13 protein-coding genes are annotated in these 12,899 nt (G+C 59.5%); 5 read left to right on the top strand and 8 right to left on the bottom strand.

Annotation, left to right across the window (positions count from 1 at the left end):
- Positions 1–12 precede the first annotated feature (12 nt).
- From A7D17_RS03845 to A7D17_RS03860, 3 genes are all read left to right on the top strand, one after another.
- Positions 13–303: a HigA family addiction module antitoxin gene (locus A7D17_RS03845; protein ID WP_064507888.1), complete on the top strand. Its 291-nt coding sequence runs from the start codon at positions 13–15 to the stop codon at positions 301–303.
- 1,066 nt (positions 304–1,369) lie between these two features.
- Positions 1,370–1,777, top strand: a complete 408-nt coding sequence (locus A7D17_RS03850) for a hypothetical protein (protein WP_082861707.1) — start codon at positions 1,370–1,372, stop codon at positions 1,775–1,777.
- Positions 1,778–1,811: 34 nt separating this feature from the next.
- Positions 1,812–2,966, top strand: a complete 1,155-nt coding sequence (locus A7D17_RS03860; RefSeq protein WP_239692135.1) for an XVIPCD domain-containing protein — start codon at positions 1,812–1,814, stop codon at positions 2,964–2,966.
- Positions 2,967–3,079: 113 nt separating this feature from the next.
- Here A7D17_RS03860 and A7D17_RS03865 read toward each other — a convergent pair whose 3' ends face one another.
- The 7 genes from A7D17_RS03865 to A7D17_RS03880 all read right to left on the bottom strand — a co-directional run bounded on the left by A7D17_RS03865 (position 3,080) and on the right by A7D17_RS03880 (position 8,895).
- Entirely contained in the window at positions 3,080–3,412 is a 333-nt protein-coding gene (locus A7D17_RS03865; protein WP_064507892.1) for a hypothetical protein, read from the bottom strand.
- A 143-nt stretch (positions 3,413–3,555) separates the two neighbouring features.
- A complete protein-coding gene (locus tag A7D17_RS23890; RefSeq protein WP_153041889.1) occupies positions 3,556–4,035 on the bottom strand; it encodes a hypothetical protein in 480 nt (159 codons plus the stop codon).
- Entirely contained in the window at positions 4,019–4,777 is a 759-nt protein-coding gene (locus A7D17_RS22475; RefSeq protein WP_082861708.1) for an ATP-binding protein, read from the bottom strand. The genes A7D17_RS23890 and A7D17_RS22475 overlap by 17 nt, the downstream gene beginning before the upstream one ends.
- Positions 4,767–5,723 (bottom strand): restriction endonuclease, encoded by a 957-nt coding sequence (locus A7D17_RS22480; protein WP_082861709.1) that lies wholly within the window; start codon positions 5,721–5,723, stop codon positions 4,767–4,769. The genes A7D17_RS22475 and A7D17_RS22480 overlap by 11 nt, the downstream gene beginning before the upstream one ends.
- Positions 5,724–5,763: 40 nt before the next feature.
- Positions 5,764–6,600, bottom strand: a complete 837-nt coding sequence (locus A7D17_RS03870) for a restriction endonuclease (RefSeq protein WP_064507893.1) — start codon at positions 6,598–6,600, stop codon at positions 5,764–5,766.
- A gap of 248 nt (positions 6,601–6,848) precedes the next feature.
- The gene (locus A7D17_RS03875) at positions 6,849–8,243 is read right to left on the bottom strand and encodes an alpha/beta hydrolase (RefSeq protein WP_082861710.1); all 1,395 of its coding nucleotides are present in this window, start codon (positions 8,241–8,243) and stop codon (positions 6,849–6,851) included.
- Between the two features lie 280 nt (positions 8,244–8,523).
- The gene (locus A7D17_RS03880; RefSeq protein ID WP_204377348.1) at positions 8,524–8,895 is read right to left on the bottom strand and encodes a hypothetical protein; all 372 of its coding nucleotides are present in this window, start codon (positions 8,893–8,895) and stop codon (positions 8,524–8,526) included.
- A gap of 192 nt (positions 8,896–9,087) precedes the next feature.
- Between A7D17_RS03880 and A7D17_RS03885 the strand changes: the two genes are divergently transcribed.
- Together A7D17_RS03885 and A7D17_RS03890 are read left to right on the top strand one after the other, a co-directional pair.
- On the top strand, positions 9,088–11,130 hold the full coding sequence (locus A7D17_RS03885; protein ID WP_064507894.1) for a TonB-dependent receptor: 2,043 nt from the start codon (positions 9,088–9,090) through the stop codon (positions 11,128–11,130).
- Between the two features lie 497 nt (positions 11,131–11,627).
- Entirely contained in the window at positions 11,628–12,524 is an 897-nt protein-coding gene (locus tag A7D17_RS03890) for a pseudouridine synthase (RefSeq protein WP_064507895.1), read from the top strand.
- Positions 12,525–12,548: 24 nt separating this feature from the next.
- Here the strand turns inward: A7D17_RS03890 and A7D17_RS03895 are convergent, their stop codons facing one another.
- Positions 12,549–12,794 (bottom strand): helix-turn-helix domain-containing protein, encoded by a 246-nt coding sequence (locus tag A7D17_RS03895; protein WP_064507896.1) that lies wholly within the window; start codon positions 12,792–12,794, stop codon positions 12,549–12,551.
- Positions 12,795–12,899: the final 105 nt, after the last annotated feature.

Raw genomic sequence — 12,899 nt, forward strand, 5'->3', positions numbered from 1 at the left:
AGGCGTCTGTCCATGACAGTCCTACCCAACATCCACCCTGGCGAAATCCTACTTGAAGAGTTCCTCGAGCCCATGGGCATCAGCCAGAACGCACTGGCGCGCGCCACCGGCGTGCCGCCGCGTCGTATCAACGAGATCGTGCTGGGCAAGCGCGGCATCACCGCCGACACCGCCGTGCGCCTGGCTGCAGCGCTGGGCACGACCGAGCGCTTCTGGCTGGGCCTGCAAGCCGATTACGAGCTGGAACAGGCGCATCGCGCGCTGGGCGATCTGCCATCGCGGATCAAGCGGCTGGCGGCTTGAGGGGAAGGGTGTCTCGCACGTCATGCTGACAACAGAGCACGCCCAGTGACCTGTAAGGCATGTCGATCGCGGAGCAGCGCAGCGTGATCGTGCGCAGGCAGGAACGCGCACACTGATGCTTGGTGTCATCCAAAAAAAGCGAGGCCAGGACTGCGCCTGACCTCGTTCGCCGTCTGGCAGGCCGGGCGGCTTACTTGCCCTTCTTTTCCTGCTTGGCCGCGCGCTTTTCCTTCAGCGTCTTGGTCGGCTCTTTCTTCTGGCTCTTCTTCTGGTCCATCCCCTTGCTCATGACACCCTCGTAGTTGCTGGATTGATTGGGCTGGCAGCGCCATGACCCGGCGTGCCTGCGCACTGTACGGCTTGCGCGGGGGGGAAGGGCAGGGGGGAGAGCGAGACAGGGCGACGGGCGGTGCGTCCGGCCCGGCGTCTGCTCGACGCAGCGTGCGCCGGCAGCCCTCGGCGCGGCCGGCAGTGCTGCAAACGCAAAACGCCCGCGTGTGATGGTGAGGGTCGGCACGCGGGCGCTGGCGACAGCGGGGGACCTTACTTGGCCGTCGGCACGCGCTGGTACTGCTCGCCACCGGTGTTGAGGTGGCCGTTGGTCGCGTCGATGGCGAAGTTCACCGTCTCGCCATCGTCGGTGACCTGCAGCGCCCCGTCCTTGTAGACCGCCGGGGGAGCAGCAACAGCCCGATGACTCCGCCGCCTCGGATGGGGTGAGCGCGCTGCATTCTTTCAGCGCCGACTGAAACGTCTGGAGACCGTCAAAAGTTCGAACCTCCCGACATGCTGTCGCCGTTGGCGGCAGCGCTTTGGTTCTTCCAGGCGGATATTGCCGTGCTAGATTTCCACGACAGTTCTAGCGCGGGATAGAGAGATGGCCCTTCGCATTCGGAGATTACATGGACTGCCATTTGGCTGGGGACATGCCGCCTTTCCGCGAGCAATCTTGTTGCCGCTTGGGCTGCTGGCGTGCAGCCTCCATTCGGGCTGTGCTTCTAGCACTCCACGCAGTCACTCAGCTGTAGCAGCTGCCAAGCCCCCCCTTGAAACCAGGAGCAAAGACGTGACGGAACGCCTCAAGCAAGATGTGGATCGTTTGATCGGCACCGATTTCCAAGATGTCGCAGCACTCAGTGCCCAGCTTCAAACACAATTTGGCCCTCCTCAATCGCAAGAAGCGATGGTGGTGCGTGTTGGTCAGGGCGGTGCGCTGGCCGGTGCGGCCTTGCAGCGTATCGAGCTCCGTAGTACGCAGGACGCCCCTTCGCATGCGACGCTGGTGCTCGACTTTTCTGCGTCTGGCCCGGCGCTCGAGGATGTGCCTTGGCCGGATGCGCTGCTCTACCCGCCGCGGCCAGACGCACCGGGTTCGAGCGCCTATTGGTCGTTTCAGAGGGGACAGGTCACCATCATCCTTGGGCTGACCAAAGATCAGGCCAACCTGAGCTTTATTACAATCAGCAAGCAGTAAGTTGCTTAGCTGAACCCCTGCAAAGGAGTGCATGATGGAAAGTACCGACGAGTCGAAGTATCCCCAGTCACAGCAATCCACGCCAGCAACCGCGGCCGGGAAACCATCCTCGCCACTGTCAGATCCCGCGGTGATACCTTTTCTGCAACAGTCGCGCACACTTCAAGCAGGTCTTGCGCAGCTCAATCGAGATAATGTCGGTGTTGTCTGGGGAGCCGCTGGTGCCGGAACGTATCTGGTTCCCCGCACGCAAGTGGTCGTTGACGAAAATGCAATCGGGCAAGGTGCGCGCATCGCCCGTTCGCTCTCCCATGAAATTGGACACCATCGGTTTACCGAGCAGCCTGATCATTCCTCTAAAAATGCGTACGTCACGAACATGCTCCGTGGTGAAGCTGCCGCAACACTCAGTAATGCGTTGGTCCGACGTGAGATTCTGAATCATCAAGGTCCCGATATCGGTATCGCTGGTAGCGGTACGAGACCAAAGCAGTACGAAGCAATTGCTGATCGGCAGATGGCAGGCCAAATCACGCGTGATGCAGCTTTGAATCAGATTGCCCAGTTATTCAAGACTGAGCAGCCCTCCGTTGGGCCGAGTAAGACGTATGAGCAGTATTACGGGGACTATTACGACAAGAACATTGCACCACTGCAGCGCAAACACGGTAGGCCGGAGCCAGGGTCTGGAACGGATAGCCTCGTCAACGATTTGAAACAGGACTTGCCGAGCCGTGATTCACAAGCGCCATTGTCAGCAAAGCCATCTCTGCCAACGCAGCAGGATCATGAAGATCACGCGCTGTACCAGCAGATCAAAGGTGGCGTGGAAAAGCTCGATGCGCAGCATGGCCGGGAGTGGGATGCATCAAGTCAGCGCATGACGGCCAGCCTACTCGTGCTAGCAAAGGAAGAAGGCCTGACGCGTGTGGACCATGTGCTGCTCAACAGTCCAACAGACAAGCTCGCGGCCGGAGAAAAGGTGTTTCTGGTTCAGGGTATTCAGAGCGACCCAGCGCACCTTCGTGCCAACATGGCCACTATGCAGGCGGTGCAAACACCTGAAAACCAATCGTTCGAACGCGTGCAATCGATCAATCAATCTCAATCGCAAACACGTGAGCAGCAGCAAGCGCTTGAGCAATCGCAGCAGACAGTCACCCCGCCTGGGCCAACGATGACGCGTTGAGAGCGTTCGCGTACGTGCTTGCAAAGATGTTGACAAACCGGCATGGCTACAAATGCAAAATGCCCGCGTGCGACAGGGAAGGTCGGCACGCGGGCGCTGGCGATAGCGGGGCCTTACTTGGCCGGCACGCGCTGGTACTGCTCGCCACCGGTGTTGAGGTGGCCGTTGGCCGCGTCGATGACGAAGTTCACCGTCTCGCCATCGTTGGTGACCTGCAGCGCCCCGTCCTTGTAGACCGCCGGGTAGCTCTCGGTCTTGGGCTTGCGGCTGAAGAACTTCGGCGTGGTGCTGCGGACCATGAAGGTCTCGCCATTGCGCTCGATGTCCATCGTCTCTTCCTGCGTCTGCACGTTGACCCAGTGGCCGACGAACTTCTCGCCCTCCACCTTGGCACAACCGGTCACCAGCAGTGCCGCGGCCAGCGCGGTGCCCATCCACTTCATCATCGTGTGTTCTCCTGTTGAGGCTGTGGCAGAGGATGGCGGGTTGGGGATGTATGGGAGGTCAAGGTTTGCTCGCAAACGGTGGCTCAGGTGTAAACGCTGCTCACGCTGTTGAAAAAACGCGACTTGCTCGCGTTGCCCGACCATCAAAATTGTGAAGGTTCGATCCCGCCTTTTGTTGGATCGAATGATAAAACGGCTTCTAATTCCAGCTTTATCTCTTTTGGCCGGCCTTTGAGTATATAAGTGCATCCCAAAATGCCTACCTCTCTCACGACGTCGGGATCCCTGTGAACCGAGTAAATAATAACTTGACGATCTCTATAGCCTCTATTTCTAGCCATTCTTGCTACATATAGTCCCGGGTACCTCGCATAAACCGGGCCAAGATCAAGTGCAGATTTGTCTAGCGGAGGAGATAGTGGGATGTTAAGGTCTATTACAAGTGCCCTATAGATCTCTTTTTCAATTTGGCTAACTGCATCATTTGCATTGTCAATTGGTATAACTTCGAGGCCGTTTTTGTAAAAATAATCTACCATCCAGCTTAGGTGGTGCATCTCGTCGTCGACTAAGACTAGAGTTTTTTCCTCGGTTGTTCTAGCCACCTTAAGCTCTCCTGCCATTCGGTAATTTGATAGTAAACATCAATCCTGATGGGCCATCACTTTGAACGGAAATAAAGCCGTTATGTTGTTCAATAATTTGCTTGCATATGTAAAGTCCAAGTCCAGTCCCTGAGGCGATAGTTCTTTTTGCGTTGCCGCCTCTGAAGCCAAGTTCAAACATCCTTGTCATATCCCCGGCATCAAGATGATGCTTTGATTCGCTACGAATGGTAATAACTGCATTTTCAGAATTGCTCTGAATCCACTGCTTTACAGCAACCGAAGATCCAAATTTTCCATACTTTGTACAGTTATCGAAAATATTCATTAAAACTTGTCGAATCAGCTCCGGGTGGCCTACAACCTTGTTTTGAGTCCTTCGATCATCTAGCTCGATTCTAATATTGTTGATTGCCGCATCCTCCTGGAAAAACATTGCTGACTCGATAATTACCTGTGGCAGAACGACCTGTCTTTTATCCTGATCAGCCACTCCTCCTGAGCCTTTCGCCAGAAACGCAAGGTTTCTCAACAGCGTGATGCATTGCTCGATCTGGGCACGTGCAGCATTTAGCCGCTGCTTCCGCCGTTGCTCTTCAATTACATCTTCAACGAGATTATCTAAAGTGCCCGCAATTCCGTTGAGCGGATTGACAATCTGGTGAACAAAATTTGCTAATAACGTGAGGTCGAAAGTGTCTTTAATAACTTCTGACTGCGTTGGAAGAGTTGAACCAGCAATTTGCTTTTCATTGCTCATAGTTCGTTATCTCAAAAGTCGATGATTCTACTGAAATATGAATATGCAATCTTGTCCATCTAGATATGATGCCCAACTCAACGGTGTTCACAGCTTTTGGAGTCATATGTGTAACTGAGAAATTGCCTTTGATTGACCTTTCATCAAAGGTCTCTATGATCAATCCTGGTTGCCCAGTGATATAGGCAACATAGTACATGGCGGCTCTAACAGACAATTCATCGTATTGCCGTAACGCCGGCGGTTGGATTGACGCATCCGCCAAAATCTCTTGATCAATGATGAAATTTTCTTTTACGTCAACGAATTTTCCATATCGCGTCAATTCTGTCAGTCTTTTATCTATGAGCTCAGATACTGCGGCAGCGGTCTCAAGAGCAGGTGTTGAACTTCCATGTATGGATCGTGCTACGTAGGCAGTCTGAACTATTTTCGTAAGAATTGAAGCAACTGGCCCAACAGCATCATTAGTGCTTTCTTGAAAATAAAGTCCGTAAGCGGATGCTATATCTGAGAAGTCGCGCAGTAGCGTTTTCCACTCATAGCCTCGCCAGACTCTTATTTTTGGAATCTTGCGTGAAGCATTCCATTGTGAAATATGAGTTTCGCAATTTGGCGATGGAGTGGAGTTGGTACTCAATAAAAGAACATCTGCGCCATTACTTTCCGCGTAAGAAATTTTCTGCCAGACTGTAGGCCAGTCAATGCTAGACTGATATTTCTTACATTCGATATACCAAATTTGCAAGGACTCATGACCAGTTGGGTCTCGATAAGATGCTTGGCCTTCAATATCTCTACCCCCGTCCGCCCCCGGCGTACGCCACACGAGATTTTTAAAGCCGATGGCGCTCAATGTGTCGTAAGTGAGGTTCTCGAATTCAGTTGGCGATAGTGAGGCTATATCATTAGTTCCCGTCTTACCCATATTGGTAATTAAGCTCATTTAATAATAGTCTAGCTTTAAGAAAAGGAGTCATGTCCACTCAAGCAGTTCCTCTGCACTTCGGGAACAGGCTATAGCGTAGGAAGTGCTCATTAGTGCGCCAGTTCCTTCTATGCACAAGCGCGCTGCCGCAGCGCGGGCAGCTTGGTGTGGCGATGGTTGCAGAGGCAGTAAACTTAGTTGAAGCAAAGACTGGTTCGACGCGTACTGGTGTAGGTACCGGTTGCGCCATGACGTCTTCTTGTAGCCCTCGTATCATTTCCAGCAGCTGTTCGCCGCTAATCATTTCAATCGGCTTGCCTACAGCAAAGCGTTCTGCGTCATCCGTGTAGGTGCCGACGCAGACGATCTTTACCGCGTGGGCCTGGTGATGGGCGAGCAGGCCGAACATTTCACGCACGACGCCGACGCCCACTTGCTGGCGCTTCCACTGCTTGCATTGCACCAACGTGCGGCGGCCGTCCTTGCGCAGGATCAGGTCGATGCCGCCGTCGGCGCCGCCCAGGCCGGTTTCTTCGACGCTGTAGCCCTGGCGGCGGAAGGCTTCGCCCACCAGTCGTTCGAACTGGCGCCAGCCGCCGGCGGCCAGGCTCTCCAGAGTCGTGCGTGTTTCCAGAAAGCGTCGCCGGCGGCGTGCGCCCAGATAGGAGACCAACGCAGCAAGCCAGCAGACGCCGAGCAGCGCCCACGCCAATGGCGCGAACATTCCATCCGCTTGCTGGGCGATGCCGTGCGACAGCATTCCGCCCTGGTGAGAGAACCACCAGGCGATGCCATAGCGCACCACCAGATATGCAGCGATTCCCATCACGAAGCCAACCGGCCACGGCAACGCGGCCAACGCCTTGAATCCACTCTGCTTCTTTCTGCGTCCCATGCAAGAACCCCCGTTCCAGGCTCAAACATAACTGCGGAAACGCGTATTGTCAGCAGGCGAACGAGGGTGTTGCGATCCGCATCCCATCAAATGGCGGGATCATGTGCATCCGCGCAGAACGTTTACGAAAACGGCTATGCTCGAGCTCGCTCGCGTCAGCTCAGCGGATCGCGTGGAGTTATCCGCAAGGCGGGTGGTGCGTCCCGATGGCTGCAGATGACACGCCTTATGGCTGCTCCGACAGCCATTCATGGGCCTGTAGGCTCGCGGCATTGCGCAGCAGCCTTCCGATGCCCCACAAACGTCGCAACCGCATCAACAAAACACCCAGGCGCCGCAAACGCCAGCAGATGCGCGCCACGCTCGACGGTGCTGAAGGTCACCGGGCCTGCGGCTTTAAGCAGCGCGGCATGCGCCTGCGCGCCGGCATACGGGGTGTTGGGGTCCAGCGTGCCGTGGATGATCAGCGTGCGTGGCAGGGTGGTGGGGCTGCGGCCGAACCAGGCGTCGCGTGGGTAGGTGGGCAGGCTGGCGTCCACCAGCAGGCCGGGGATGGGGCTGACGAACAGGGCATCTTTGGCTTCGGCCGCGACCGTTTCGCGGGTGAGGGTTGGCCGTGCATTGTTTTCGGACGCGGCGATCAGCATGACCAACGGCAAGGCGGGCTGGTTGTCGCCGCCTTGGCCCATCGCGGCGAGCGCAGTCTGCAGATCGGCGATGGTGGTGGTGAGTATCGTGGCATCGTCGCGGGCCAGGTCATCGATGATGGCGGGAATGCGGTCGCGCAGGGTAGGGAAGTTGAGCAGCATGCCGAGAAAGCGTTTGAGGTCTTTGCCGGGAATTTGCGCACGCCATGCGGCGCTGTCGCTTCGATCGAGCACGCGGCGATAGGTGGCGATGTGTGCGTCATCCAGCAGCGCGCGCCCAACGGCATCGACCACGGCAGTGCGGTGGCTCAAGTCCCACTGGGTGGCTGTTTCTGGCGGCACCAGGCCATCAAGCACCAGCCCATCCAACGGGATGGGCGCCACTTGCAGGGTGCGTAGCGCCAACTGGGTGCCATAGGACACGCCGTACAGCAGCACCTGGCCCTTGCGTCGCTGCTGGCGGATCAGCAGGGCAAGATCCTGCGCGGCTTCGGTGATGGTGAAGGCTTTGGTGCGTGGCGCGTCGGCGTACAGCGTGCCGATGCATGGGCCCCATTCGGCACCGGCCAGTCCCACGCCGTCTGCGCTTTGCGGCGCTTCCTGCACAGGGCACAAGCGTGCGGAGCGCCCGGTGCCGCGATGGTCCGGAATGATCAGGTCGTAGCCGGGGAAGGCGCGCCGGTAGGTGCTGATCATCGGATAGAGCGAAGCACCGGCTTCACCCGGCCCGCCCGCAATCAGCCACACCTCGCCGCGTCGCTTGCTCGGGTCTGCTGTGGGCAAGCGACGAACAAACAGCGCGATGCTGCCGGCGTCCGGCGCTTCGTGTCGCAGCGGCACCTGGGTGAGCAGGCATTCGCTACCGGCCAGCGGGGTGTGCGCCGCAGCGTCGGCACACGCGGTGAAGCGTGGCGCTGGCGTCTGCGCCGCAGCAGCGCACGGTGCAAGCACAGCAGCAAGGTAAACAGCAGCGGCATAGATGATCGAACGCGGCATCGAGTTCCGTCTCTGGGCAAAGAGCCGCAGCATTGCCCAAGGCGGGGCCGTGCGTATCGCCCGAAAGTCATCCTGGCCGAATCGACCAGCCGCGAATCGATCGCTTGCCGCATCCCATCCACTGTCGGGCAGCGCGCGCGCGGACTCCCTACACGCCTGTCGAGGGGTGAAGTCGCTTGTATCGCGGCCACTGCAACCTAGAAATACTTCAACCACGCGATATCGCGCCGGGCGGCCTTGAGCCGGGAGAACCATGCGGTAGGAAGGTAGAGCGGAACGATCAGCGCCACGTACCACGCCAGCACCCAGCCATAGTGGTCCACGCCGAACACCGTGCCTTGCGTTGGTCCCCGGATCGCTTCGGCGGCGTGGTGAGCAGCCGCAGCACGGTCAGGTGGAACAGATAGAAGACCATCGGTGCGCCACCGAACACCGCCAACGCAGTGGCGATGCGTCCTTCGCCCAGGCGTTCGAAGCCGGCCAGCAGCAAGGCGCCCACGCCCAGGGTGAGCAGCAGGAACAGCAGCAATGGCGGATATTTGGTCAGGGCCAGAAAGCTCATCAGCGTGCGCGCCGGGTCGTTGTCGACCACGAACCGCGGGGTATCGCCGTAGCCATTCCCTAGCCGCACCACGAGCAAGCCCAGCAGCATGGCAGCGGTCAGGCCGGCGTGTGCGTGGGTGCAGCCCTCATCCGTTCTCCTTTCACTCGCCTCTTCGCCTCTTCGCCTCAGCCGACAGCACGAGGCGGAGCGCCAGCACGCTGGGTTGTGAGTCGCAAATGTTATAATATTCCATTCACCCCTAACAAACTGCGGCTGCCTGTGACCCGTTCGTCTTTGTCCTTGACCCACCTGTTGGCTGCCTCGTTCGTTACCGTGCTGTTTCCGCTGGAGCTGCGCGCCCAGTCGTCCGATTCGGCGCTGACGCTCGGCAAGGTGGATGTGCACCACCACGCCGATGGCCAGCTGGCATCCCATCAGGTGCTCACGTCGGTGGACGTGCTGGGTGCCGACCAGATCGAGGGCAAGAACGTGTCGCAGAGCTGGGAGCTGCTGGGCCAGATGCCCGGCATCCAGCTCACCGAGACGCGGCAGGGCAATGAATCGGGCAAGGTCAGCTTCCGCGCCTTCAACGGCGAGGGCTACATCAACGCCATCAAGACCTTGATCGACGGCATCCCCAGCAACGTCAACAGCGGCAACCAGCGCTTCATCGACATGCTGTTCCCGCTGGACATCAGCTACATCGAAGTGGTCCGCGGCACCAACGACCCGCGCTACGGGCTGCACAACATCGGCGGCAACGTCAATTTCGGTACGCGGCAGGGCGGCAACTACAGCGACGCACGCCTGTCCTATGGCAGCTTCAACACCCGCGATGCGCAGCTGGCGGTGGGGCGCGAGCACGAGGGCTTCGCGCAGAACTATTTCGTGGGGTGGCAGGCATCGGACGGCTACCGCCAGCACGACACGTCCAGCAAATACTCGCTGGGAGGCAAGTGGTATTTCGGCAATCTGGACGAGGGCATGCGCATCGGCCTGACCGCGCGCGTGTACCACAACGAGGCCGACGAACCGGGCTTTGTGACCGCCGAGCAGTTGCGTACCGCCCGCCGCGTCACCCAGCCCCACAATTTGAACGACGGCGGCGACCGCGACATGCGCCAGCTGGGTCTGCACCTGGACCTGAAGCTCAGCGATGCGGTGTTCTTCGGCACCAAGCTGTACTACAACAGCTACGAAGACGACCGCCGGGTGACCTTCAGCGACCTGCCGGTGGGCAATGCGCCACGCCAGCGCCGCATCTGGGACGAATCGCAGATCGGCATGCTCAACACGCTGACCTGGCGCGCCGACGAACAGCTGACCCTGGAGGCGGGCCTGAACTACGAACACCAGGACAACCGCTACCAGCGTTTTCGCTTCAGCTACAGCGAGCCGACCAACTTCAACGCCCCCCCGGCGCGGATCCAGAACGACGACCGCTACACGTTCGACAACTGGGGCGCCTATGTGCAGGCCATCTACCAGCCCATCGAAGCGTTGAAGATCGTACCGGCCTACCGCGTGGACCGCTTCGATGGCTATACCACGCTGCCGGGCGGCGTGCGCGCCCCGCTGCAGCGCTACGGCACCATCGAGCAGCCCAAGCTCAGCGTGGTGTACGCCTTCACCGAGCGCACCAATGTCTATGCGAACTGGGGCCGCACCTTTCAGGTACTCACCGGCTCCACTCCGCCGGCCTACCTGACCCCGGGCCAGGCCGCCATCGGGCCCTCCACCAACACCGGCATGGAGCTGGGCATGAAGTTCAGCCCATTGCCGCGCAGCCAGGCGCGCCTGGCGATCTGGCAGCAGGACGCGGCCAACGAGATCTCCAACATGCCCGCCACCGGCACCAACGTAGTACTGGGAAAGACCCGGCGCCGCGGCGTGGACGCGCAGATCAACGCCCAGCTGGGCGAGGCGTGGACGGTATGGGCATCGCACGCCTACCAGGAGGCCAAGATCGCGCGCGACGTACGCGATGCCAGCGTCTCGATCCAGGGCAACGAGGTGATGTCCACGCCGCGCCACATCAGCAACATCGGCGTGGACTACCAGGCAAGCGATGCGCTCAAGCTCGGGCTGCAGGGTCGTGCGCAGAGCGACTACTACCTGGAAGAGCGCAATGTGGCCGGCAAGTTCGGCAGCATGGCCACGCTCGATCTCACCGCGCGCTATCAGGTCACCCCGGCGTGGAGTGTGGACCTGCAGCTGCGCAACGTCACCGGGCGCCTGTACGACTACGCCTGGTACGACAGCTTCTTCCAGGCACAGGCGCAACCCATGTTTTCGCCATCGGCTGGGCGGCAGGTGTTTGTTGGCGTGAACATGAAGCTGTGAGGCTGGATTGCTGCAGCCGGTGCTGATGCTTTGGCAATCGAGAGCAGACGTGTGCAAAGGTGCCTGCGCGCGTGCAGGGCGCAGGCATGCGCGGGGCGACTTGGCCTTGTCACAAGCGTGTGGGTGCACTGCACCCAACCACTAGTAATGCGACATCGCGCGTGCGGCTCGAAGCGTCATACCCGACCTCGTAATGGTGCAGGCGAGCGAACGTCATCGGGTGCCACAGCTTCCACCGCCCGTCTTGAGGCGCATCACGGTGGCCGGCAATGCCTGCTGGTTTGAAATAACCCGTCACTGCCTTCGCATCGGTGGTTGCACCGTGCATCGCAGTCCCTTGCCAGCCCGCCACGTCGCAACAGCGCCAGGCAGGGCGCGCTGCGTAACGCTCGCTGGCATCCTCTCCACGCAGCGCTGCCGGCGCAGCCTTGCGGAGAGCACCGGCACGGCACGGTACGATTGCCGCTCCTGAAACTGAGTGCATCTGCGTCGTTGCCATGTCTGCTGCCCGCCCACTCCGCGATGGCATTCCTGCCAGCCGCTTCCAGCTTCCGGCCGGTCCCTGGGGCACCGTGCTGGAGGCGCTGTGCGCGAGTTTCCCCGGCGTGGACGCCGCCACGTGGCGTGCCCGTTTTGCGCGTGGCCGTGTGCTGGATGCGCAGCAGCAGGCCATGGATGTAGATGCGCCCTATCGGTTGGGCGCAGACCTGTATTACTTCCGCGAAGTGGCCGATGAGCCGGTCATTGCCGCAACAGAAACGGTGGTGCATGCCGATGCGCAGGTGATTGTCGCCTGCAAGCCGCACTTCCTTCCGGTGGCTCCCGCAGGCGCCTACGTGCGCGAGACCTTGCTTACCCGGCTGGCACTGCGCTTGGACAACCCGTCGCTGGTGCCGCTGCACCGCATCGACCGCGACACCGCCGGGCTGGTGCTGTTTTCGGCCAACCCGGCCACGCGCGGGGTCTACCAGGCGCTGTTCCGCGAGCGGCGTATCCGCAAGCATTATCTGGCGGTGGCACCGCCGCTGCCAGGGCTGACGTTTCCCCATGTGCATCGCAGCCGGCTGCAGCCGGGCGAGCCGTTCTTCCGCATGTGCGAGGGCGTGGGCCAGGCCAATAGCGAAACCCGGATCGAGGTCGTGGCGCGCGGTGCGGACACCTGGACGTATCGGCTGGAGCCGGTCACCGGCCGCAAGCATCAGCTGCGCGTGCATATGGCCGCACTGGGTGCACCAATCCTGCACGACCGCTTCTATCCGGAGCTGCAGGAGCAGCAGCCGGATGATCTTGAGCGCCCGTTGCAGCTGTTTGCGCACACGCTGGCGTTTGATGATCCCATTACCGGCAAGGCCCGGAGCTTTACAGCGACAGTTGGACCGAAAGTTCCCAACTGAAGCAGCCTGCAGTGCCTTTGTGGGCTACTTGAGTCCTTTCTCGAACTGAGTGACGAACTTGGTAAGGGAGGTTCCGCAGGCATTGCAGAAGGCCCGCAACTGGAGAAGATCCCTCCGGCGACTGCCTCGCTCGACGTCGCTCACGTACGACTGTGGACGTTTGAGCGCTGTGCTCAGGGTAACTTGCGTTAGCCCAGCGGAGAGTCGAAGTTCACGCAATTGCTGCAGCAAGAGGTCGTAATGGTCTTTACGGATCGACTTGATTGGCATGGCGGCAAGAGTGATAGGCCGCAATAAAGCTATATCTACTTTTCCAAATATCTGAAAAAAGGATAATTCAGGCGGTGGAGATGGCTCCGCTTAGGTCGAGGACGG

The organism is Xanthomonas floridensis, assembly GCF_001642575.1.
Taxonomy (GTDB): Bacteria; Pseudomonadota; Gammaproteobacteria; order Xanthomonadales; family Xanthomonadaceae; genus Xanthomonas; species Xanthomonas floridensis.